The following is a 21,589-nucleotide window of genomic DNA, read 5'->3' as shown; positions in this document are numbered from 1 at the left end:
GCCATGCCGGGTTCAGTTGAAGCTTGGCGGTTGCGACAGGTCCGGCTGCGGTGCTGCCGGTTTGGCCGGCGGCGTGTCGCCGAAACTCGGTGGTTGCGACAGATCAGGGGCGGCAGGAGCCGCCGGTGCAATACCGCCATTAGCCGGCGCCGTGCCGCCGCCGGCCGGCGGTGCGGCAAGCGGCGACAGGCCTGGTATTTCCGGCACCTTGTAGTCGATGGTGCCGGGATCGACCGCCGTGCCCTTGTAATGCATCACCATCTGCGGGAAGGCGATGGTCAGCCCGATCATGATCACCTGGATGCAGACGAAGGGCACCGCGCCCCAATAGATCTGCCCGGTGGTGACCGGCGCGATCTTTTTGCCGGTGATGCGGTCGAGATAGGGCACGCGCGCGGCGACCGAGCGCAGGTAGAACAGCGCGAAGCCGAAGGGCGGATGCATGAAGCTGGTCTGCATGTTGACGCCCAGAAGCACGCCGAACCAGATCAGGTCGATGCCGAGCTTGTCTGCGGCCGGCGCCAGCAGCGGCACGATGATGAAGGCGAGTTCGAAGAAGTCGAGGAAGAAGGCCAGGAAGAAGACCAGGATGTTGACGCCGATCAGGAAGCCGACTTCGCCGCCAGGCAGCGAGGTCAGCAGGTGTTCGACCCAGATCTGTCCGTTGACGCCATAGAAGGTCAGCGAGAACACCCGCGCGCCGATCAGGATGAACAGCACGAAGGACGACAGCCGCGTCGTCGAGGTCAGCGCCTGCTTGACCACGTCCAGCGATAGCCGACCTTTTGCAGCCGCCATGATCAAGGCGCCGACGGAGCCCATGGCGCCGCCCTCCGTCGGCGTGGCGATGCCGAGGAAGATGGTGCCCAGCACCAGGAAGATCAGCGCCAGCGGTGGGATCAGCACGATGATGACCTGCTGCGCCAGCCGCGACATCATGTTGATGTTCAGCCGCCTGTCGGCAATCGCAACGACATAGATCAGGATCACGCCGATGCTGGCGCCAAGAATATCGGCATTGTCGCCATGCGTCGGCGCCAGGTAGCGATACGCCGCATAGGAGATGGTCACCGTTACCACCAGCGCCACCAGCAGCGACATCACGCCATGGCCTAGCGTGCGCGCTTCCAGCGGCAGCGCCGGCATCATATTCGGCCGGAAGATCGAAACGAGCAGGACGTAAAGCGCGTAGAGGCCGGTCAGGATAAGGCCGGGAATCAGCGCGCCCGCATACATGTCGCCGACCGAGCGGCCAAGCTGGTCGGCCAGAACGATCAGCACCAGCGACGGCGGGATGATCTGGGCGAGCGTGCCCGACGCCGCGATGACGCCGGATGCCAGCCGGCGGTCATAGCCGTAGCGCAGCATGATCGGCAGCGAGATCAACCCCATGGCGATGACGGATGCAGCCACCACGCCGGTGGTTGCGGCCAGCAGCGCGCCGACGAAGATCACGGCATAGGCGAGGCCGCCGCGGATCGGCCCGAACAGCTGGCCGATCGTGTCGAGCAGGTCTTCGGCCATGCCGGATCGCTCGAGCACGATGCCCATGAAGGTGAAGAACGGGATGGCAAGCAGTGTGTCGTTCGACATCACCCGGCTGCCGTAGAAATTGTCCGGAAGCGCATAGAGCAGCGGCCAGGCGAGATTGATCGCTCCGCCCGAATATGGCGTCAAAAGCACGCCGATGAAGAAGAACAGCAACCCGTTTGCAGCCAGCGAAAAGGCGACAGGATAGCCGATCAGCATGAACAGGATCAGCGAGGCGAACATGATCGGCGCCATGTTCTGGGCGATGAACTCCATCACGAGCGCACCTCGTCGGCGAGCGCCTTGGCTTCCAGTTCGGCCTGCTCATGCGCGGAGATGAAGGGGTTTGGATCGTCCATGTCGCCACGCATGATGGCGATCTTCTTGATGATCTCGGAAATGCCCTGCAACGCGAGCAGGAAAAAGCCGACCAGCAGGATGGCCTTTGCCGGCCAGACGATCAGTCCGCCGGAATTGTTGGACATTTCGCCGCTGTGGAACGACAGCCGGACATAAGGGACGAAATAGAACACCATCAGCGTCACGAACGGCATCAGGAAGAGGATATGGCCGAGAAGGTCGATCCAGTGCTGTACGCGGCGTGAAAACAGGCCGTAGACGATGTCGATGCGGATATGCTCGTTCTGCTTCAGCGTATAGGCGGCGGCCAGCATGAAGGCGGCGCCGAACAGATACCACTGCAGCTCCAGCCATGCGTTCGAGGATATGTCGAAGACCTTGCGGATGATGGCGTTGGCGGCGCTGACCAGGATCGCCAGCAGGATCAGCCACGACACCCATTTGCCGATGAATTCGTTCGCGCGATCAATGGTCCTGGATAGAGCGAGAAGCCCTGCCATGCATTCCTCCCTTGTACCGGAGGCGTGCCAGCTTCCCCCTCATAGTCTGTCACGCCGCGTGGTCCAACGGTATGCCGCGCGTGGACTGACGGGTCAACAAGGATGGAGGCTGCAAACGTCATCGCATGGCGGGGCAGGTGCGGATACCGGCGGTCTGCCTCAGCGTCATGCAACCAAAGTCTGATGGTTTCAGGCGATTTTGCCGGTGTCGCGGCCGGCCCCGATCAGCACCAGCATGGCGACCAGGAACAGATACATCCAGGCGTCGCGCCATTCGACCGGGAAATAGCCGGCCCACAGTGATTCGGCCATGCCGAAGGCGGCCGCACCCAGGGCCGCGCGCGGCGGCGAGAGATAGCCGCCAACCGCGGTCACGAACAGGATCTTCAACCCGTAGACGAGGCCGGAGCCGAAGCTGACATTGCCGTAATAGAGGCCGGCCATGACCCCGGCCAGCGCGGCGCAGAAACCGCCGAACAGCACGGCATGCCGGAACACCGCGCGCACGTCGACACCGCACATCGCCGCCGCCTTGGGATCGTCGGAGACGGCGCGCCAGCGCCGGCCGAAGCTGGAGCGCGCAAATGCCCAGGCGGCCAGCACGATTGCCGCCAGCACCACCGCGCAGTCGATGAGCTGGATGAGCGTCAGCGTTGCCTTGAAGGTTGTGTCCTGCGCGAAAGTGATCGGCTGCGCCAGCATCGGCGGCAGCCACAGATCATGGGTGTCGGCGGCGATGCGGCTTGCCTCCGACAACGACAGCAGGATGCCGAGCGTCGTCACCACGATCGCATTGGGCGAGCGCTCGGCCAATGGTTCGAAGACGCTGCGCGATAGCACATAGCTGACCAGCGCGGCATAGAGGAAAGCCGAAACGATGCCGAGTGCCACTGCCGCCAGCAGCGTCAGCCACAGCACCTGATAGCCGAAAGCCGCGGTGAGGATCATCGTCTGGCCGCAAAAGGCAAACAGCGCGCCATAGGCAAGATTGGTGCGGTGCAGGATGCCGTTGGTCAGCACGTAGCCGAAGGCGAGCAGCGCGTAGAGCGCGCCCGAATGCAGCCCGTTCAGCACCTGCTGGAAGAAATAGAGCATGCAAAACCCTCAGATCATGCCGTCCACAAGCAACGGTTGTGACGACGACATGTTCAAAAAAGGCTGCGGGAACCGCATCCCTATGAAGGTTTGCATCGCTGAATCTAACTTGTCAAATGCGATTTATCGGTTAGATTCTGGGCATGACGGTATCCTGGACCCCACACCGCTTCACCGGCGGCCTGCTTGCGCTCGACACGGCGAACACCGTGGTGCTGCGCGGTGATCCGGAGCGAACCTTCGATCGCTTCGATGATCCGGCCGAGATTGCCCGCTTCGCCGATGCGGCGAGCGGCTTTCGCGCCGCCGAGCTGGGCGACCGGCAACTGGCGGTATCCTCTCCCGCGGCAATCGCGCCCGTCGTGCTGTCGATCCGCGAGACGACAGACCGGCTGTTTCGCGGCGCGGTGTCGAAAGGCACCGTTGCGACCGCCGATCTGCCTGGGTTCCTGAGCGCCTGCGCCGAGGGGCTGGCTGGCAGCCGGACCGAAATCGGGGCGCCGGGAAGGCCGTTCGGTGATCCCCTGACGCCGATCGCCTTCGAGGCGGCATTGGCGGTTTCCGCGCTGTCGCTGCTGCGCGACGACACCGTCGCAAGGCTCAGGATCTGTCCCAACTGCACCTGGCTGTTCGTCGACAGAAGCCGCAATTCCAGCCGCCTTTGGTGCGACATGGCGGTGTGCGGCAACCGTCAGAAGGCAAGTCGTCACTATCGCCGCCGCCGCATGGCGGCCAATGAGGTCAAGGATGCCTAGAAGTCTTTCCCGCTCGATCGTTGTCGGCGCTGCCCTGATTGTCGCGGTCGCGGTCGCGCTCGGCGCTTGCCGCGATTCCGGCAACGACGAAGGCAAGCTGTTCGAGATTTCCGGCAAGATATTCGTCTTCAACTACCGTCTCGCCAGGGCGACCTATGTCGTCACGCTGCGGCCGCTGCAGCCGATGGGAGACGGCCAGGTGGCGGTCGCCAGCTTCCAGGATCCCGCCGGCGGCGCGCCCTTGGTGGTCGAGCAGAAGGTCTGGCCGAAGCTCGACAAGGTGACCCTGGAGAGCCCGGCCCTGACCTGCGTCGTCAAGAACAAGCCCTATGCGATCGCCATCAGCATCAAGGGCGCCGACGGCGCGATCCTGCAGAAGATCGACACCACCTTGATGTCGACGGAGGACCAGTCGGTGCTGCCCGACCGGCCGCTGGTCATCGATCAGCTCTACACGGCCAATCCCGATCTCGTCGGCCATCCCGACGGCAAGTTGCCGGGCGAACCGAAGCCGGATTGCTCGAAGGGCATCTGACGCGCCGTTGCCGCCCCGGTTGCGCAGAAATTTTCGTTCGTCGGGCAATGTCCGCGGATCGGTTTCGTACCCGATTCGAGAAGGTGACGGGTCGTTCGTTGCGCGTTGCCTGGCACCTTCGATTTTGTTTGACCTGCCTTGCAAGGGAAGAAAGGATGCGTCATCCGACTCCGACGTTGGCTGCCTGCCCCCGCGCGGCCTCCGCAGAGGAAATGCCTGATGACGCTGCATGACGTCGCGCTCGACGACAAGTTCGACCTCGCCAAGGAGCGCATTTTCCTGTCCGGCGCGCAGGCGGTCATCCGCATGCTTCTGATGCAGCGCGAGCGCGACCGCCGCGCCGGCCTCAACACAGCGGGGTTCGTCTCCGGCTATCGCGGCTCGCCGCTCGGCGGCCTCGACATGCAGCTGTGGAAAGCAAAGAAGCAGCTCGCCCAGGCCGACATCGTCTTCCAGCCTGGCCTCAACGAGGAGCTTGCCGCCACCGCTTGCTGGGGATCGCAGCAGGCGGAACTGCTGGGCGAGGGCACCCATGATGGCGTCTTTTCGGTCTGGTACGGCAAGGGGCCGGGCGTGGATCGTTCGGGAGACGTGTTCCGCCATGCCAATCTCGCCGGCTCGTCTAGGCATGGCGGTGTGCTCGCCCTGATGGGCGACGACCACATGGCCGAATCCTCGACCAACGCGCACGCCACCGAATTCCTGTTCGTCGACACCATGGTGCCGATCCTGAACCCGGCCGGCGTTCAGGAAATCATCGATTACGGCCTCTACGGCTTTGCCATGTCGCGCTTTGCCGGCACCTGGGCGGCGATCAAATGCGTCAAGGACAACATCGAATCGACGGCTTCGGTCGATGCCTCGCTCGAACGGCTGAACATCGTCGTGCCCGATTTCGACATGCCGCCCGGCGGCCTCAACATCCGCAACGAGATCGACATGCTTGGCCAGGAGGAGCGGCTGCATGAGCACAAGCGCGCCGCGGCTTCCGCCTTTATCCATGCCAACGGGCTGAACCGCATCGTCTATTCGGGCGGCCGCAACCCGAAGCTCGGCATCATCACGCTGGGCAAGAGCTATCTCGATGTCCGCCAGGCGCTGGAGGACATTGGCATCGACGAGGCGGCCGCCAACCGCATCGGGGTGCGGCTGTTCAAGGTCGGCTGCCCCTGGCCGCTCGACCTGCATCACATCGCCGACTTCGCCCGCGGCCTCGACACCATCGTCGTCGTCGAGGAGAAGCGCTCGCTGATCGAGGTGCAATTGCGCGAAAGCCTTTACGGCACCGCCACGCAGCCGATCATTGTCGGCAAGAAGGACGAGCGCGGCGACTGGCTGTTTCCAGCCAAGGGCGCGCTCGACCCCAACGAGATCGCCATCGCGCTTGGCGAGAGGATCGTGCGGACGATCGGTCCGTCGGAAGAGATTTCAGCGCGGGTGGCAAAGCTGCGCCAGTTCCAGGCAATGTTGGCGGACGCTACCGACATCGGCGCGCGCACGCCGTTCTTCTGTTCCGGTTGCCCGCACAATTCCTCGACCAAGGTGCCGGACGGCTCGATCGCCGCTGCCGGCATCGGTTGCCATTTCATGGCGCTGTGGATGGACCGCAACACCCTTGGCTTCACGGCGATGGGCGGCGAGGGTGCGCAATGGGTCGGCCAGGCGCCGTTCTCGAAGCGCGACCACATCTTCCAGAATCTCGGCGACGGCACCTACAACCATTCCGGCACGCTGGCGATCCGCTTCGCGCTGTCGACCGACGCCAACATCACCTACAAGATCCTCTACAACGACGCCGTCGCCATGACCGGCGGCCAGCCGCACGAAGGCGGCCTGACCGTCGACATGATCGCCAGGCAAGTGCGGGCCGAAGGTGTCGACCGCATCGCCATCGTCACCGATGAGCCGGATAAATATGCCGGCAAGGCCGAATTCCCGGCCGGCGCCACCATCCATCACCGCGATGACCTCGACCTTGTCCAGCGCGAGCTGCGCGGGGTCAAAGGCGTGTCGGTGCTGCTCTACGACCAGACCTGTGCGGCCGAAAAGCGCCGCCGCCGCAAGCGCGGCACCTTTCCCGATCCCGACAAGCGTGTCTTCATCAACGAACTGGTCTGCGAAGGCTGCGGCGATTGCGGCGTGCAGTCGAACTGCGTCTCGATCCAGCCGGCCGAGACCGAATTCGGCCGCAAGCGCAAGATCGACCAGTCGAGCTGCAACAAGGATTTCTCCTGCGTCAACGGCTTCTGCCCCTCCTTCGTCACCGTGCACGGCGCCAAGATCCGCAAGGCCGAGGGTACGGCCGGCAAGGCCGACCCGCTCGACGGCGTGCCTGTGCCCGCCGAATTCCCGCTTGGCGAGCAGGGCTGGGCGGCGATCATCAATGGCGTCGGCGGCACCGGCGTCGTCACTGTCGGTGCGGTGCTCGGCATGGCGGCCCATCTCGAGGACAAGGGCTGCGGCATGATCGACATGGCCGGCCTCGCCCAGAAGGGCGGCTCGGTGTTCACCCATGTCCGCATCGCCCGCACCCCGGACGACATCCATGCCATCCGCGTCTCGGCCGGCAAGGCCGATCTCGTGCTTGGCTGCGATCTCGTGGTGTCGGGCGCCAAGAAGGTGCTGACGGCGGTGCGCGAGGGTCACACCATCTTTCTCGCCAACACCGCCGAGATCATGCCCGGCGAATTTGCCCGTTCGGCTGATTTCTCATTGCCGGTCGAGCGCCTGAAGAGGGCGATCCGCACTGCCGCCGGCGACGACAAGGCGCATTTCTTCGACGCCACGCGCACCGCCACCGAATTGTTCGGCAATTCGCTTGGCGCCAACATGTTCATGCTCGGCTTTGCCTTCCAGCACGGCGGCTTGCCGCTGTCGGCCGAGGCCGTCGAGAAGGCGATCGAGCTCAATGGCGAAGCCGTGGCGATGAACATCGCCGCCTTCCGATGGGGCCGCCGTGCCGCCCATCAGCCGGATTTCGTGCGTGGCCTCGTCGCCCAGCCGGGCAAGACCGGGCAGGCCGCTGCGGTCGCCGAGACGCTGGATGACATCATTGCCCGCCGCGTCGCTTTCCTGACCGCTTATCAGAATGCCGCCTACGGCAGGCGCTATGCGGAAAAGCTCGCCGTTTTGCGCGCCACCGAAGCCAAGTCCGTGCCCGGTTCGACCGCGGTGTCGGAGGCTGCCGCCAGGAACCTGTTCAAGCTGATGGCGATCAAGGATGAGTACGAGGTGGCGCGGCTCTATACCGATGGCTCCTTCGCCGCCGAATTGGGCAAGCAGTTCCAGAGCTACGAGAAACTCGAATTCCATCTCGCGCCGCCGATCATGGGCCGCCGCGGCAATGACGGCACACCGCGAAAATCGAGCTTTGGCCCATGGATGATGAAGGGTTTTCGCCTGCTGGCGGCGATGAAAGGCCTGCGCGGCACCGCCTTCGACCTGTTCGGCTACACCGCCGAGCGGCGCATGGAGCGGCAGCTTCTTGCGCAGTACGAGGCGGATCTGGACCTCGTCGCCGGATCGCTGGCGCCGGCCGGGGTCGATGCGGCAATTGCCCTCGCCTCGGTGCCGGCTCTCATTCGCGGCTATGGTCACGTCCGCCGGGCCAGCGCCGAAAAGGCCGCGGGCGAACGCCAAAGGCTGCTCGAACGCCTGTCGAGGACGCCAGAACGGCCGAAACTTCAGGCCGCCGAATGATGGCCTTGTTTACCTAAAGATTGATTTCCCAGTCTGTCCGGCATTTGCGCACCCTCGGCAACCGAGCCAAACCACCGTTCTAAGCCTTTCTTAAGGCGGGTGTGGCATGACAAGGCTTAGCGTTGGGCCGTCGAAATGGGCAGAACAAAGACCGAAAACATCCCTGCGGATGTTTATATCCAGTTTGTGCGGTCGTTGTTCGACAACGCCCACATGCTGGTGATCGGCGGCGCGTGCTACTGGATCCTCGGATTCATGATCTACTTGCGTACGCACAATCCGTTGTTTCTGGCTTTCTCTTTTATTCTGCTGTCCATCAGCCTTTTCCGCTACTTCGGCATTCGCGGCTTCAGGAAGGCAGGCGGTGTAATAGCCAATGTCGAAGAGGCGCAGCAGTGGGAGCGCAACTACATACTCAAGGGCAGCCTGCAGGGCCTTGGGTTGGGCACGCTATGCTTCATATCGATCTATGTGTATCCCGATCCCTTTGCCGAACTGGCCGCGACGTCGCTGACCTTGGCAACCTTGGTTACGGTTGTTGGCCGGAACTACGGATCTCCGCGCATGGTGCGGATTTTTTCCGTGACCTTCATTGGTCCGGCAGCACTTGGACTCCTGCTGCGCATGGATGTCCCCTCGGTCCTTCTCGGGTTGATGATCATCCCGTTGACTTTCATCACGATCAACAGCGCCGACCACGTCCGCAACGTGCTTTTCTCGGCGGTCATCGGCCACAAGGAAGCGAGGAAGCTCGCGCGCAGGTTCGATCGCGCCCTCAACACCATGTCGCACGGCCTTGTCATGCTCGGCCCGGACGGGCGCGTGGTGGTGGCCAATGCCGAGGCCGCGCATCTGATGTCACTCAAGTCGCCGGATGCGCTGCTCGGGCGGTCGATCCACGGTCTTTTGATGCGTGGCGTCGCCGGCGGCATGCTGGCGCCGAAGGATTGCCGCTACATCGAAGCCCAGCTGACCCGTGCTCTGCGCGAGGGCCGCGATCGCAAGATGCTGGTTTCCCTCGCCAACGGCCAGCACTATGAATTCTCGGCTCGCGAAGGCAGCCAGGAACTGGGCGTCATCACCTTCGAGGACGTCACCGCTCGTGTCGAGGCGGAAGACAAGATCCGCTTCATGGCACGCTACGACAACCTCACCGGTCTGCCCAACCGCGCCTATTTCCACGAACTGGTCGGCGAGGCCATGGCGTCCGGCGACGGCGACCGTCTTTGCGGGCTGGCAGTGCTCGACCTTGATGATTTCAAGAGCGTCAACGACACGCTTGGGCACCCGATCGGCGACGGGTTGATCTACGCCGTCGCCGAGCGCCTTGCCGCCATTGCCGGGCAAGGCATCACGGTCAGCCGTTTCGGCGGCGACGAATTCATGATCTTCTTCGACCGCGTCGAGGATGAGAGCCATCTGACCGGCCAGCTCGACGAGATTTTCGCCGGCTTGCAGGGGGAGGTCGACGTCGCCGGTCACGGGCTGCGCATCCAGGCCAGCGGCGGCGCAGTGCTGTCGCGGGTCAAGGACACCGATGTCGACGCCATGATCGTCAAGGCGGACTTGGCGCTCTACAAGGCCAAGGAACTCGGCAAGAACAGCTGGCGGCTGTTCGAGGCCTCGATGGATGCCGCCTTCCGCAACCGTCAGCTGATGAAGGCGGATCTGCGCACCGCCGTGGAAAGCAAGGCCCTGCGGGTGGTCTATCAGCCGATCGTGGCGATGAACACCATGCGTATCGCCAGTTGCGAGGCGTTGTGCCGGTGGGACCATCCGGATCTCGGGCCGATCTCGCCCAGCATCTTCATTCCGCTGGCCGAGGAAATGGGCATCATTTCCGAGATCAGCACCTTCGTGCTGCAGGCGGCGTGCACCGAATGCGCCAAATGGCCGGACCAGACCAGCGTTTCGGTCAATCTCTCCGCCAAGGATTTCCGCAACCGCGACGTCGTCCAGAAGGTTCGTGATGCGTTGACCAGCTCCGGCCTCGCCGCTGGCCGGCTGGAGATCGAGGTCACCGAAACGGCGTTGCTCGACGACAAGTCGCTGACGCGCCAGTACATCGAGGAGCTGAAACAACTTGGCGTGCGCATTGCGCTCGACGATTTCGGCACTGGCTATTCGAGCCTGAGCTACCTGCACAAGCTGCCGCTCGACAAGATCAAGATCGACCGTTCGTTCCTGATCGACGTCACTCAGAACAGCCGTTCGCTCGAACTGCTCAAGGGCATTGTCAATCTGTCGCGACCGCTCGGACTTTCAGTGACCATCGAAGGTGTCGAGACCTTCGAGCAGCTCAAGATCCTGGCCTTGCAGGTCAAACCGGATCTGGTGCAAGGCTTCCTCTTCGGTGCCGCGCTAAGTGCGTCGGGCATCGAGACGATGTCGAGTGCCACCTGGCCATTCGTCGCGGACCTGCGTCGCACCGGCAAACGGACAGCCAGCTAGTATCGTGGTTTCGAAGTTCGCTTGATCTAGATTCCCAATCCACATCGCCCTCGACGGCATCCTTCCCACGCGAATTGCTCACCAACAGACATTCTCAAGCGGGCTCTCAGCCGTTAAGGTTAACAGAAGGTAAATCAACAACTTCGAAATTTCAGCTTGTGTCTCATTTCAGCTCGAATAGCTTATCCGTAGGCGGAATTTCGAGGACAGATAATGGATGCTGCAAGGGCTGCAAGGAACGCGTCTGGCGTGGTCAGCACAGCCGGGGATTCGGTGCTGAACCGATCGATTATGCAACTACTGGAGCATGTTGATTATCGCCTCATTACAGGTGGCGAGGATTTGGAGGCGATTTACCGACTTCGCTATAAATCCTATCTGCGCTCAGGCATGTGCGGCCCAATCGCCAGTGGGATGTTCGAGGATCGTTGGGACAATCTGCCCAATTCCTACCGGTTCGGTGTCTATTGCTATGGCGAATTGGCCAGCACGATCCGCTTCCATTACATTTCTCGCGAGCACCCGAATTCACCCTCCGTCGATGCCTATCCGGAAATACTGATCGAGCGACTTGCCCGCGGAGAAACCTTCATCGACGGAACCCGGTTCGCAACCGATCCCGACAGCGCGCCGGCGCCCGGAGTGCTGCCTTTCCTGACACTCAGGCTTGCCATGGTGGCCTCGCGCTACTTTGGCCAGAACTCGGTGCTTACGCCGGTCAAGCTCGAGCATTCCAATTTTTATGCCCGTTACTTCAATGCCGTGCAGAGGACCGAGGGTAAAGTATTTCCGGGCGTTCTTGCCCCTATTGCACTGTTCGAAATCCCTTCTGGCGAAAATATGCGCCTGACACTCGAACGGTTCCCATTCTTCAGGTCGACGCCGACGGAACAGCGGCTGATGTTTGCCAATCCGGCCATCAACCGATTGACACCCCTGTCTATCGTGCCAACAGCGAAATATTATCGCGACGCCGCCTGAGGCGATTTTCTTGAAAGCGCTCGGAGCTTTCCGGCCACATCCGCGTTCTGAATGACGGCGCTGCGTCGTTGCCGCTGCCTTTGTCATCATTTCAGACGGATCTGTCAGAAGGAACCCGACATGACCATTTCCACGCTTGCGCTCACCCCGCTCATCTCGCTGATCGCCGGCGTGCTGATCCTCGTGATGCCAAGGCTGTTGAACTACATTGTCGCGCTCTATCTGATCGTCGTCGGATTGCTCGGGCTTTTCCCGCATCTTGTCCGCTGAAGGGGCCGTCAGCCGACGAAGAAACGCAGGGCTGCGGCGCCGATCGCCTCGGGTGCACATTCCTGCATGAGATGGCCGGACCGGAAATAAGGGTCAAGGCGGCGATGCCGGTGCCGTTCCAGTCAAATTTCCGTGTCGGCGAGATCATGGCGGTTCCGGCGTTCGTCCGATGTTGTCGGCGACGACAGTCTTTATCACAGCACGTTCAGTGCCGCTGACAGGGTCGCCGGTGCCGGCTGTGGTCGGGGGCTCCGGGGAGCCGGCTTCAATTTTCCTTTGAGGCAGTTGTCGGCTGTGATGCGGCAATAGCGCCATTGCTCTCGGCCCGGCTTTTCGCTATGTGCCTGAAAGATGTCTTCGAAGGGGTATTGCTATGGCTGATCACACGCCGACCGGTCCTGTCGAACTGGGCGCGAAGATGGACTATGCCGAGCATGACCGCACCTATGCGGGTTTTCTCATGCTAGCCAAATACGGATCGCTCTTTTGCCTCGCCATACTCCTGGCCATGGCTTTCGGCTTCTTCGCGGGCGGCTTCTTTTCGGCGACCATCCTGTTTGTTCTGATTCTGGCCGCCGGCGCCTTTATCCTCCGATAGATTTTTCCGACACCTTGTCCACGGCGCCGCCGCGAGGCCGGCCGGCGTCTTGCGGGAAACAGCTTCCGGCCGAAAGGATCATGCGGTGGGACAGACGGTTTTCATCCCTCGTGAACTCGATGCCAACGAGCCGCGCGTCGCGGCCTCGCCCGACACGGTGAAACGGCTGGCGGCGCTGGGTTTCGACGTCGTCGTCGAGACCGGCGCTGGCACGAGGTCGCGTATCCCCGACGAGGAATTCGCCAAAGCCGGTGCTGTCATCGGCAAGGCTGACGCTGTCGCCAAGGCCGATGTGGTGCTGAAGGTCCGCCGGCCGACGGATGCCGAGCTGAAGGGCTACAAGCCCGGTACGGCAGTCGTCGCCATCATGGATCCCTATGGCAATGATGCCGCCGTGGCGGCCTTGGCCAAGGCAGGCGTCACCGCCTTCTCGATGGAGTTCATGCCGCGCATCACCCGGGCGCAATCGATGGACGTTTTGTCCTCGCAGGCCAATCTTGCCGGCTACCAGGCGGTGATCGACGGCGCTTCGGAATATGATCGCGCATTGCCGATGATGATGACGGCGGCGGGCACCGTGCCGGCGGCGAAAATCTTCATCATGGGCGTCGGCGTCGCCGGCCTGCAGGCGATCGCCACGGCGCGTCGCCTTGGCGCGGTCGTCACCGCGACTGACGTTCGCCCCGCCGCCAAGGAACAGGTCGCCTCGCTCGGCGCAAAATTCCTGGCGGTCGAGGACGAGGAATTCAAGGCGGCCGAGACGGCAGGCGGTTACGCCAAGGAAATGTCGAAGGAGTATCAGGCCAAGCAGGCGGCACTCACCGCCGAGCATATCGCCAAGCAGGACATCGTCATCACCACGGCGCTGATTCCCGGCCGCCCGGCGCCGAAGCTTGTGTCGGCGGCGATGGTCGCGTCGATGAAGCCGGGTTCGGTGATCGTCGACCTCGCCGTCGAGCGCGGCGGCAATGTCGAGGGCGCCGAGGCTGGCAAGGTGGTGACGACGGCCAACGGGGTAAAGATCGTCGGTCACCTCAATGTGCCCGGCCGCGTCGCCGCATCGGCCTCGCTGCTCTATGCCAGGAACCTGTTCGCCTTCCTCGAGACGCTGGTCGACAAGACGGCCAAGACGCTTGCCATCAACCGCGACGACGACCTGGTCAAGGCAACGATGCTGACCGACGCCGGCAAGATCGTGCATCCTGCTTTCATAAAGGCCGACCAGCAGCCGCCCAAGGGCCAATCTGTCGAGCCGGCCGCAATCCCGGCCACGACCATGGTCGCCGACGCTTCGCCGAAGCCCGCAGCGGCAAAGAAAGCCGCGACGAAGAAACCGGCCGCATCCAAGTCGCCCTCGTCGAAGTCGAAAGGCATTGCGTGATGGATCAGACCTTGCAGAAAGCCCTCGACCAGCTCGACCAGGCAAGCGCCGCCGTTCGGCTGGCGGTGCAGAACCTGGCAAATGCTCCAGGCGGTGCTGACGCGGGCGGTGCTGCCGCACACGCGCTGTCCGGCGGCGTCATCGATCCCTTCGTTTTCCGCTTCGCCATTTTCGTGCTGGCGATCTTCGTCGGCTACTACGTCGTCTGGTCGGTGACCCCGGCACTACACACGCCGCTGATGGCCGTCACCAATGCCATCTCCTCGGTCATCGTCGTCGGCGCGCTGCTTGCCGTCGGCATCGCCGCCTCCGGCATTGCCGCAGGCTTCGGCTTCGTCGCGCTGATGCTGGTCTCGGTCAACATCTTCGGCGGCTTCCTCGTCACCCAGCGCATGCTGGCCATGTACAAGAAGAAGGACAAGTAGAGCGCCATGAACGCCAACTTCGCGTCCTTCCTCTATCTGGTTTCCGGCGTCCTGTTCATCATGGCGCTGCGCGGCCTGTCGCATCCGACCACCAGCCGCCAGGGCAATTTGTACGGCATGATTGGCATGGGCATTGCCATCGCCACCACGCTGGCGCTGGCGACGCCGTCGGCTGGCCGCTTCGGTCTCATCATTCTTGGTTTGCTGATCGGCGGCTCGGTCGGTGCTGTCACCGCCAGGCGCATCGCCATGACCTCGATGCCGCAACTGGTCGCCGCCTTCCACTCGCTGGTCGGCCTTGCTGCCGTCATGGTGGCGGCTGCGGCAATCTACGCCCCGGAAAGCTTCGGCATCGGCACGGTCGCCGATATCCACGCCCAGGCGCTGATCGAGATGAGCCTTGGCGTCGCCATCGGCGCCATCACCTTCACCGGCTCGGTCATCGCTTTCCTCAAGCTTGACGGGCGCATGTCGGGCAAGCCGATCATGATCGGCGGCCGCCACTTCATCAACGCCGCGCTCGGCATCGCGCTGATCGTGCTGATCGTGCTGCTGGTCACCACGGAATCGAAGCTGGTGTTCTGGCTGATCGTCGCGGCCTCGCTGGTGCTCGGCATCCTCTTGATCATCCCGATCGGCGGCGCCGACATGCCGGTCGTCGTCTCGATGCTGAATTCCTATTCGGGCTGGGCAGCGGCCGCCCTCGGATTCACGCTCGGCAATCTGGCGCTGATCATCACCGGCGCGCTGGTCGGCTCGTCCGGCGCGATCCTGTCCTACATCATGTGCAAGGGCATGAACCGCTCTTTCATCTCGGTCATCCTCGGTGGCTTTGGCGGCGAGACGGCGGCAGTGGCCGATGACGGCATCGAGCGCACGGTCAAGCAGGGCTCGGCCGACGATGCCGCCTATCTGATGATGAACGCGCAGAAGGTCATCATCGTGCCCGGCTACGGCATGGCGGTCGCCCAGGCGCAGCACGCGCTGCGCGAAATGGCCGACAAGCTCAAGGCCAACGGCGTCGACGTGAAATACGCCATTCATCCGGTCGCCGGCCGCATGCCCGGCCACATGAACGTGCTGCTCGCCGAAGCCAACGTGCCTTATGACGAAGTGTTCGAGCTCGAGGACATCAACTCTGAGTTCGCGCAGGCCGACGTCGCCTATGTCATCGGCGCCAACGACGTCACCAACCCGTCCGCGCGCGACGACAAGTCGTCGCCGATCTACGGCATGCCGATCCTCGACGTCGACAAGGCCCGCACCTGCCTGTTCGTCAAGCGCTCGCTCGGCTCCGGCTATGCCGGCATCGACAACACGCTGTTCTACAAGGATGGCACCATGATGCTGCTCGGCGATGCCAAGAAGATGACTGAAGAGATCGTCAAGGCGATGGATCACTGAGCCGGCAACGGCGCGACTGAGCGATACAGAAAAGCCCGGCCTCGCGCCGGGCTTTCTTGCTTTTGAACGAGCGACGCCGGTTCAGCGGCTGGTCAGGAACACCGCCTCCTCGTCGTCGCGCTGCCTGCCGCCGAGGGCCGCCGCGGCACTTGCGATGAAGGCGCCGATGACCAGCGACAGTGCACCAAGCAGCGCAAAGGTCGCGCTGCCCTTCCTGGTGGTGTCGGCGACCTGCTGCGCCTTGCCTAGGCGTCCTGAGCCTTGGCGAGGATCGCGTCGACCCACGCAGCGAGATCAGATATCCAGGTTGGCGACCGACAAGGCATTGTCCTGGATGAACTCGCGCCGGGGCTCCACCTCGTCGCCCATCAGCCGCGAGAACAGCGAGTCCGCGTCGGTGGCGTCATTGACCTTGACCTGCAGCAGCGAGCGCACATTCGGGTCGAGCGTGGTTTCCCAGAGCTGTTCGGCGTTCATCTCGCCGAGACCCTTGTAGCGCTGCATGGTCAGGCCCTTGCGGCCGGTCGCAAAGATCGCGTTGAGCAGCGCCAGCGGCCCCGAGATGGTTTCGGTCACATCCTTGCGGCGCAGCACCGGGGGCTCGCCATAGACCTCGGTGAGGCGCGGCGCATAGCGGTCGAGCTGGCGCGCATCGGCAGAATTGATCAGCCCGAGATCGAGATGTGCGAATTCCTTGACGCTGCGCACCGTTCGTTCGAACACATAGCCGCCGATGCCCTCGTTCGAGGTCGACATGCGGCCGGTCCAGCCGCGTTCGGTGTCCTCGGCGATGATGTCGAGCCGCTTGGCGACACGCTCGGCCATGGCATCGGCGTGGCCGAGATCGGTGAAGACGTCCGGGTTGAGGCCACCGGCGATCGCCGCCTGCTCGACCACGCCTCTGTTGTAGCGCGTGTGCAGCCCGTTGATGAGCTGGCGCACTGCCAGCGCATCGTCTATGGCGCTGCGCAGGTCCTGTCCGGCGCGAACCTCGCCCGAGCCGAGCGAAAGCGATGCTTCATCGAGCCCTGAGCCGATCAGGAACTCCTCGAACGCGCTCTCGTCCTTGATGTATTGCGAGCTCTTGCCGCGCGTCACTTTGTAGAGCGGCGGCTGGGCGATGTAGAGGTGGCCGCGTTCGATCAGCTCCGGCATCTGCCGGAAGAAGAAGGTGAGCAGCAAGGTACGGATGTGGGCGCCGTCGACGTCGGCGTCGGTCATCAGGATGATCTTGTGGTAGCGCAGCTTGTCGGCGTTGAACTCGTCCTTGCCGATCGAGGTGCCGAGCGCGGTGATCAGCGTGCCGATCATTTCGGAGCCGAGCATGCGGTCGAAGCGGGCCCGCTCGACATTGAGAATCTTGCCGCGCAGCGGCAGGATCGCCTGGTTCTGGCGCGAACGGCCGCCCTTGGCCGAGCCGCCGGCCGAGTCACCCTCGACGATGAAGATTTCGGATTTCGCCGGGTCGCGTTCCTGGCAGTCGGCCAGCTTGCCGGGCAGCGAGGTGATGCCGAGCGAGCTCTTGCGGGTGATGTCGCGCGCCTTGCGTGCCGCCTCGCGGGCGGCCGCTGCCTGGATCACCTTGTCGATGACCACCTTGCCCTCGGCCGGGTGTTCCTCGAGCCAGGTGCCGAGGGCTTCGTTGACCAGCCCTTCGACCACGGGACGGACTTCCGACGAGACCAGCTTGTCCTTGGTCTGCGAGGAGAACTTCGGGTCGGGAACCTTGACCGACAGCACCGCCGTCAGGCCCTCGCGGCAATCGTCGCCGATCAGTCCCACCTTTTCCCTTTTGGTCAGGCCAGAAGACTCGCCATAGCCGGTGATCTGGCGGGTCAGCGCGCCGCGGAAACCGGCCAGATGGGTGCCGCCGTCGCGCTGCGGGATGTTGTTTGTGAAGGCCAGCACGTTCTCGTGGTAGCTGTCGTTCCACCACATCGCCACTTCGACGGTGATACCGTCGCGCTCGGCCTTGATGGCAATCGGCTTGTCGATCAGCGGTTTCTTGACCCGGTCGAGATATTTGACGAACTCTTCCAGCCCGCCATCATAGTGCAACTCGTGGCGCACCACGTCGGCATGGCGTGCATCGGTCAAAATTATGCGCACGCCGGAGTTGAGGAAGGCGAGCTCGCGCAGCCGGTGCTCCAGCGTGCCGAGGTCGAACTCCACCATGGTGAAGGTTTCGGATGACGGAAAGAAGGTGATCTCGCTGCCGCTGCGTCCTTCATAGGTACCGGCAACCTTGTTCTGCTCATAGCTGCCCGTCGCCTTCAGCGGCGCGTCGGCATTGCCGTGCGTGAAGCTCATCTCGAAGATCTGGCCGTTGCGGCGAATCCTGAGTTTCAGCCATGCCGAGAGAGCGTTGACCACCGAGACGCCGACCCCATGCAGGCCGCCCGACACCTTGTAGGAATTCTGGTCGAACTTGCCGCCGGCATGCAGCTGCGTCATGATCACTTCGGCCGCCGAAATGCCTTCGCCGGTGTGGATATCGGTCGGAATGCCACGGCCATTGTCGATCACCGTCACCGAACCATCGGGGTTGAGCGTCACGGTGACCAGGTCGGCATGACCGGCCAGTGCCTCGTCAATGGCGTTGTCGACGACCTCATAGACCATGTGATGCAGGCCGGAACCGTCGTCGGTGTCGCCGATATACATGCCGGGGCGTTTGCGGACAGCATCCAACCCCTTCAAAACCTTGATGGAATCGGCGCCGTATTCGGCTTCAGCGCCGTTGTTGTTCTCGATCTGGTCGCTCATGAAAACCTGTTGTCTGGATGCCGCTTGCACGGCGCGAAAAATCGGCCCCGAATCGCGCCTCTGATATTGCCTAGATATAGGCGCGAAAGGCGGTTTTTCCAAGGTTTGCGGGCATTTCCGGGCCGATTCCCGAGCCGGCAGCCGGCTATTTTTTTCGAGCCCCGGATTTGGCGAGAAGGTTGCGCAAATATTTGATCATGAATTTGTCTCCGGGCGCCAGCCGCCCCGTCCGGTCAAGCTCCAGCGTCAGGTTGAGCGCCTTGGTCAGCGCCGCCTTCGGATCCCTCACCACATAGGCATAGGCGATGTAGGCGCGCGCCAGATCGATTTGCCAGATCGCATTGTTCGGATCGGACTGGGCCAATTTCTGGGCAATAGCGAGGCTGGCTTCGAAGGCCGCCTTGGAACCCTCAAAGTGACGTCGGTCGGTTTCCAGATAACCGATCTTCTGCAGGGTGATCGAAATATCGCGTTGCCAGTTCAAATTGGCAGGATCCAGCTTGGCCAGCCGGTGGGCTATAGCAAGACCGTCCTGATAGTTTTGCAGAGCACCGCTGGCATCGCCCTGCACTCTAAGCACCTCGGCGACCTGTTCGAGACACACCGACAGGTCGCGCTGCCAGTCCGTGTTGCCGGGATCGATGGCGGCAAGGTCGCGCGCCGTGGCCAGCGCCTGCTGGTAGGCCTCCAGCGCGAGCGGCCAATCCTTCTGGTCGCTGTAAGCATTGCCGATCTTGGAGTAACCGATCGACAGGTCGCGCTTCAAATCGGTGTCGTTTGGGTCGCGGCGCACCAGCGCTTCGGCGATCGCCTGGCTCTTGTTGAAGGCCGCGAGCGCACCGGCGGCGTCGCCGCGATCCCGCAGCAGATCACCGATCCTGGTTTGGCTGACTGAGACAGCGCGTTGGCGCCGCGCGTCATCGGGCTTGTTCTCGGCCAGCGCCAACCGAATCCTCAGGCTTTCTTCAAAGGCCGTCTCGGCGCTGTCCAACTGGCCGGCGGTATGGGCAAGTTCGCCGATTTCGTCATAGGTGATTGTCAGATCATTGAGCAGGTCGGCGCGGTCCGGCTCCGCATCGACCAACTGCTGCTTGATCGACAGGCTTTGTTGATAGGCTTGTGCCGCCGCGCTCACATCGCCTTGCGTCGCCAGCACGTTGCCGATCTTGTCATTGGCCATGGCAAGATCACCGAGCCAGTCTTTCTTGTCCGGCACGCTTGTGGTCAGGTCCTGCAGCATGCCCCTGGCCGCCTCATAGTTTTCCAGGGAGGTTGGCAGGTCGCCTTGCACCATCCTTATGTTGGCGAGCTTGATATGGCTGATGGCGAGATCGCGCTTGACGCTGGGATCGGTTTCCTGACGCGACCGCTGCTCGAGGTTGGCCAACAGTGCGGTAAAGGCGCGGCCGGCCGCCTCGATATTGCCGACCGTCGTATAGAGAATACCGAGTTCCTCCAGCGTGCGGCTCTGGCGGTCGGCCTGTTCCAGGCTGAGCGAGGTCTGCCCGGCCTCGCCATACAGCGCCAGCACGAATTCGTAGCCATTGATGGCTGCCGCATAGTTCAGGTCGGCGCGCGCCGCGCCTGCCGACAGGAATACCGTTGCGGCCTGCGACAGCGTGCGGTCGACGAAATTCACCTTCAGCGCGTTGCGCGACACCCCGTCGATATTGGCCGCTTCCGCCAGCTTTGCCTGCGCTGCATCGAAGGCACCGAGCGAAAGCTGCTCCTCGGCCTGCCGGCGCAATTTCGTCACTTGCGGATCGTCGGCCGCGAGCGTCTTCATCTCGCTTCGCACCTTGACGAAGGCGTCGGCCGCTTCACGCAGCCGGGCATTCAGGCTGTCCGCTGACAAATTGCTGGTGTCGGAACCGATCAGCGCGCCATAGAGCGGCGCCAGCGGCATGTCGGCGTCGCTGGCGATCTGTTCGACTTCGCCGCGCATCTCCGGCGTCACGTCGGCCATGGCCAGCAGCAGGCGTTCGCGCTCCGGCAATTGCTCCTTGGCCGCTGCGGCAAAGAACAGTTTCGGCAGGCCGCTCTCGACATAGGGCAGCTGCTTTCCACGCGACAGGTCATAGACTTCCTGCTGCACCAGCGTCAGCACCGAGCGGATTTCGAGCCCGTCGGTACCGAGATATTTGGTCAGCGCCGTCGTGAATGGCGAGTTTTGGCCGGCTCCGTCGGCCGCAGTCTCGCCGGGGGCGGCCGAGAAGGCGAACAGGATGTTTTCCGCCCGGCCAATCCGGCCAAATCCCGGCTTGACCTTCTCGGCGATATCCTTTGCCAGTGGCGTCGCGCCGCGCCCTTCGCCGCTGTTCCCCGAGAAGGGATCGCTGCGGCAGGCATCGAGCACGATCAGCCCGACCTTGGCGGTGGCGGCGACCGCGTCGCGCACCTCTTCCAGCGGCAGGCTGGTCTTTTCCAGCGTCTCGAGCGAGGACGCATCGGCATCGATCGGCAAAAGCCGGTTGTCGCCGGAAATTTCGACGCCATGGCCGGAGAAATAGACCAGCGCCACGTCGGCGCCCTTGGCGTCCTCGCGAAAAACGTCGAGCGCGCGGCGCATGCGTCGGAGATCGCGGTTGGTTTCGAGGACGACCTCGAAGCCGAGCTTCTTCAGCGCCGCTTCCATCGCCTCGCCATCATTGACGGGATTGGCGAGCGGCCGGACCAGACGATAATCGTCGTCGGCAATGACCAACGCCACGCGCCGCTCCGCCACAGCGGTGGCGGTGGTCATAAGCATCAGCAGCAAGGCAAACAGCAAGCGCAAGTCGAACCGCCCCCGGCTCAGTCGTTCGCCGACCATTCCACCTCTTTATGGCGCGAGCAAGCC

At 63.0% G+C, this 21,589-nt stretch carries 15 protein-coding genes and 1 pseudogene; 10 read left to right on the top strand and 6 right to left on the bottom strand.

What is annotated here, in order from left to right; translation table 11 throughout:
- Window positions 1-12: 12 nt before the first annotated feature.
- The 3 genes from B5V02_RS15150 to B5V02_RS15140 form a co-directional block, all read right to left on the bottom strand.
- Window positions 13-1,806 (bottom strand): TRAP transporter large permease, encoded by a 1,794-nt coding sequence (locus B5V02_RS15150; RefSeq protein ID WP_111544941.1) that lies wholly within the window; start codon window positions 1,804-1,806, stop codon window positions 13-15.
- Window positions 1,806-2,390: a TRAP transporter small permease subunit gene (locus B5V02_RS15145; RefSeq protein ID WP_111544940.1), complete on the bottom strand. Its 585-nt coding sequence runs from the start codon at window positions 2,388-2,390 to the stop codon at window positions 1,806-1,808. The genes B5V02_RS15150 and B5V02_RS15145 overlap by 1 nt, the downstream gene beginning before the upstream one ends.
- 189 nt (window positions 2,391-2,579) lie before the next feature.
- On the bottom strand, window positions 2,580-3,485 hold the full coding sequence (locus tag B5V02_RS15140; RefSeq protein WP_111544939.1) for a branched-chain amino acid ABC transporter permease: 906 nt from the start codon (window positions 3,483-3,485) through the stop codon (window positions 2,580-2,582).
- 143 nt (window positions 3,486-3,628) lie between these two features.
- Between B5V02_RS15140 and B5V02_RS15135 the strand changes: the two genes are divergently transcribed.
- From B5V02_RS15135 to B5V02_RS15090, 10 genes are all read left to right on the top strand, one after another.
- Complete coding sequence (locus tag B5V02_RS15135) at window positions 3,629-4,240, top strand: CGNR zinc finger domain-containing protein (protein WP_111544938.1); 612 nt, start codon at window positions 3,629-3,631, stop codon at window positions 4,238-4,240.
- The gene (locus B5V02_RS15130) at window positions 4,233-4,775 is read left to right on the top strand and encodes a hypothetical protein (RefSeq protein ID WP_111544937.1); all 543 of its coding nucleotides are present in this window, start codon (window positions 4,233-4,235) and stop codon (window positions 4,773-4,775) included. Before B5V02_RS15135 ends, B5V02_RS15130 begins: the two co-directional genes overlap by 8 nt.
- Window positions 4,776-4,994: 219 nt before the next feature.
- Entirely contained in the window at window positions 4,995-8,474 is a 3,480-nt protein-coding gene (locus B5V02_RS15125; RefSeq protein WP_111544936.1) for an indolepyruvate ferredoxin oxidoreductase family protein, read from the top strand.
- 135 nt (window positions 8,475-8,609) lie between these two features.
- The gene (locus B5V02_RS15120) at window positions 8,610-10,925 is read left to right on the top strand and encodes a putative bifunctional diguanylate cyclase/phosphodiesterase (RefSeq protein WP_111544935.1); all 2,316 of its coding nucleotides are present in this window, start codon (window positions 8,610-8,612) and stop codon (window positions 10,923-10,925) included.
- Window positions 10,926-11,138: 213 nt separating this feature from the next.
- A complete protein-coding gene (locus B5V02_RS15115) occupies window positions 11,139-11,906 on the top strand; it encodes an N-acyl amino acid synthase FeeM domain-containing protein (protein WP_245445931.1) in 768 nt (255 codons plus the stop codon).
- A gap of 120 nt (window positions 11,907-12,026) precedes the next feature.
- On the top strand, window positions 12,027-12,176 hold the full coding sequence (locus B5V02_RS15110) for a DUF3096 domain-containing protein (protein ID WP_111544933.1): 150 nt from the start codon (window positions 12,027-12,029) through the stop codon (window positions 12,174-12,176).
- A 373-nt stretch (window positions 12,177-12,549) separates the two neighbouring features.
- Window positions 12,550-12,774: an aa3-type cytochrome c oxidase subunit IV gene (locus B5V02_RS15105; protein ID WP_111544932.1), complete on the top strand. Its 225-nt coding sequence runs from the start codon at window positions 12,550-12,552 to the stop codon at window positions 12,772-12,774.
- 85 nt (window positions 12,775-12,859) lie between these two features.
- Window positions 12,860-14,155: a Re/Si-specific NAD(P)(+) transhydrogenase subunit alpha gene (locus B5V02_RS15100; RefSeq protein ID WP_111544931.1), complete on the top strand. Its 1,296-nt coding sequence runs from the start codon at window positions 12,860-12,862 to the stop codon at window positions 14,153-14,155.
- Window positions 14,155-14,580 carry a proton-translocating transhydrogenase family protein gene (locus tag B5V02_RS15095; protein ID WP_111544930.1) on the top strand — a complete coding sequence of 142 codons (426 nt, stop codon included), beginning with the start codon at window positions 14,155-14,157 and terminating at the stop codon, window positions 14,578-14,580. The genes B5V02_RS15100 and B5V02_RS15095 overlap by 1 nt, the downstream gene beginning before the upstream one ends.
- A gap of 6 nt (window positions 14,581-14,586) precedes the next feature.
- Window positions 14,587-15,984 (top strand): NAD(P)(+) transhydrogenase (Re/Si-specific) subunit beta, encoded by a 1,398-nt coding sequence (locus B5V02_RS15090; protein WP_111544929.1) that lies wholly within the window; start codon window positions 14,587-14,589, stop codon window positions 15,982-15,984.
- Between the two features lie 81 nt (window positions 15,985-16,065).
- On the opposite strand, the pseudogene B5V02_RS15085 reads toward B5V02_RS15090, so the two are convergent.
- The 3 genes and pseudogenes from B5V02_RS15085 to B5V02_RS15075 form a co-directional block, all read right to left on the bottom strand.
- A pseudogene (locus tag B5V02_RS15085) lies at window positions 16,066-16,274 on the bottom strand (hypothetical protein); the annotation flags it as partial.
- Window positions 16,275-16,278: 4 nt separating this feature from the next.
- A complete protein-coding gene (gyrB, locus tag B5V02_RS15080; protein ID WP_111544928.1) occupies window positions 16,279-18,750 on the bottom strand; it encodes a DNA topoisomerase (ATP-hydrolyzing) subunit B in 2,472 nt (823 codons plus the stop codon).
- Window positions 18,751-18,895: 145 nt separating this feature from the next.
- Complete coding sequence (locus B5V02_RS15075) at window positions 18,896-21,562, bottom strand: caspase family protein (RefSeq protein ID WP_111544927.1); 2,667 nt, start codon at window positions 21,560-21,562, stop codon at window positions 18,896-18,898.
- Window positions 21,563-21,589: the final 27 nt, after the last annotated feature.

The organism is Mesorhizobium kowhaii, from assembly GCF_003253745.1.
Taxonomy (GTDB): Bacteria; Pseudomonadota; Alphaproteobacteria; order Rhizobiales; family Rhizobiaceae; genus Mesorhizobium; species Mesorhizobium kowhaii.
The sequence above is the reverse complement of the archived record's forward strand: the minus strand, read 5'-3'. Positions and strand labels throughout refer to the sequence as shown.

What these genes read in the sequence shown, in the direction of transcription:
- B5V02_RS15115 (WP_245445931.1), top strand. Translation starts at nt 11,139, where the DNA reads ATGGATGCTGCAAGGGCTGCAAGGAACGCGTCTGGCGTGGTCAGCACA.
- B5V02_RS15120 (WP_111544935.1), top strand. Translation starts at nt 8,610, where the DNA reads ATGGGCAGAACAAAGACCGAAAACATCCCTGCGGATGTTTATATCCAG.
- B5V02_RS15095 (WP_111544930.1), top strand. Translation starts at nt 14,155, where the DNA reads ATGGATCAGACCTTGCAGAAAGCCCTCGACCAGCTCGACCAGGCAAGC.
- B5V02_RS15110 (WP_111544933.1), top strand. Translation starts at nt 12,027, where the DNA reads ATGACCATTTCCACGCTTGCGCTCACCCCGCTCATCTCGCTGATCGCC.
- B5V02_RS15125 (WP_111544936.1), top strand. Translation starts at nt 4,995, where the DNA reads ATGACGCTGCATGACGTCGCGCTCGACGACAAGTTCGACCTCGCCAAG.
- B5V02_RS15145 (WP_111544940.1), bottom strand. Translation starts at nt 2,390, where the DNA reads ATGGCAGGGCTTCTCGCTCTATCCAGGACCATTGATCGCGCGAACGAA.
- B5V02_RS15105 (WP_111544932.1), top strand. Translation starts at nt 12,550, where the DNA reads ATGGCTGATCACACGCCGACCGGTCCTGTCGAACTGGGCGCGAAGATG.
- B5V02_RS15150 (WP_111544941.1), bottom strand. Translation starts at nt 1,806, where the DNA reads ATGGAGTTCATCGCCCAGAACATGGCGCCGATCATGTTCGCCTCGCTG.
- B5V02_RS15075 (WP_111544927.1), bottom strand. Translation starts at nt 21,562, where the DNA reads ATGGTCGGCGAACGACTGAGCCGGGGGCGGTTCGACTTGCGCTTGCTG.
- gyrB (WP_111544928.1), bottom strand. Translation starts at nt 18,750, where the DNA reads ATGAGCGACCAGATCGAGAACAACAACGGCGCTGAAGCCGAATACGGC.
- B5V02_RS15135 (WP_111544938.1), top strand. Translation starts at nt 3,629, where the DNA reads ATGACGGTATCCTGGACCCCACACCGCTTCACCGGCGGCCTGCTTGCG.
- B5V02_RS15130 (WP_111544937.1), top strand. Translation starts at nt 4,233, where the DNA reads ATGCCTAGAAGTCTTTCCCGCTCGATCGTTGTCGGCGCTGCCCTGATT.
- B5V02_RS15140 (WP_111544939.1), bottom strand. Translation starts at nt 3,485, where the DNA reads ATGCTCTATTTCTTCCAGCAGGTGCTGAACGGGCTGCATTCGGGCGCG.
- B5V02_RS15090 (WP_111544929.1), top strand. Translation starts at nt 14,587, where the DNA reads ATGAACGCCAACTTCGCGTCCTTCCTCTATCTGGTTTCCGGCGTCCTG.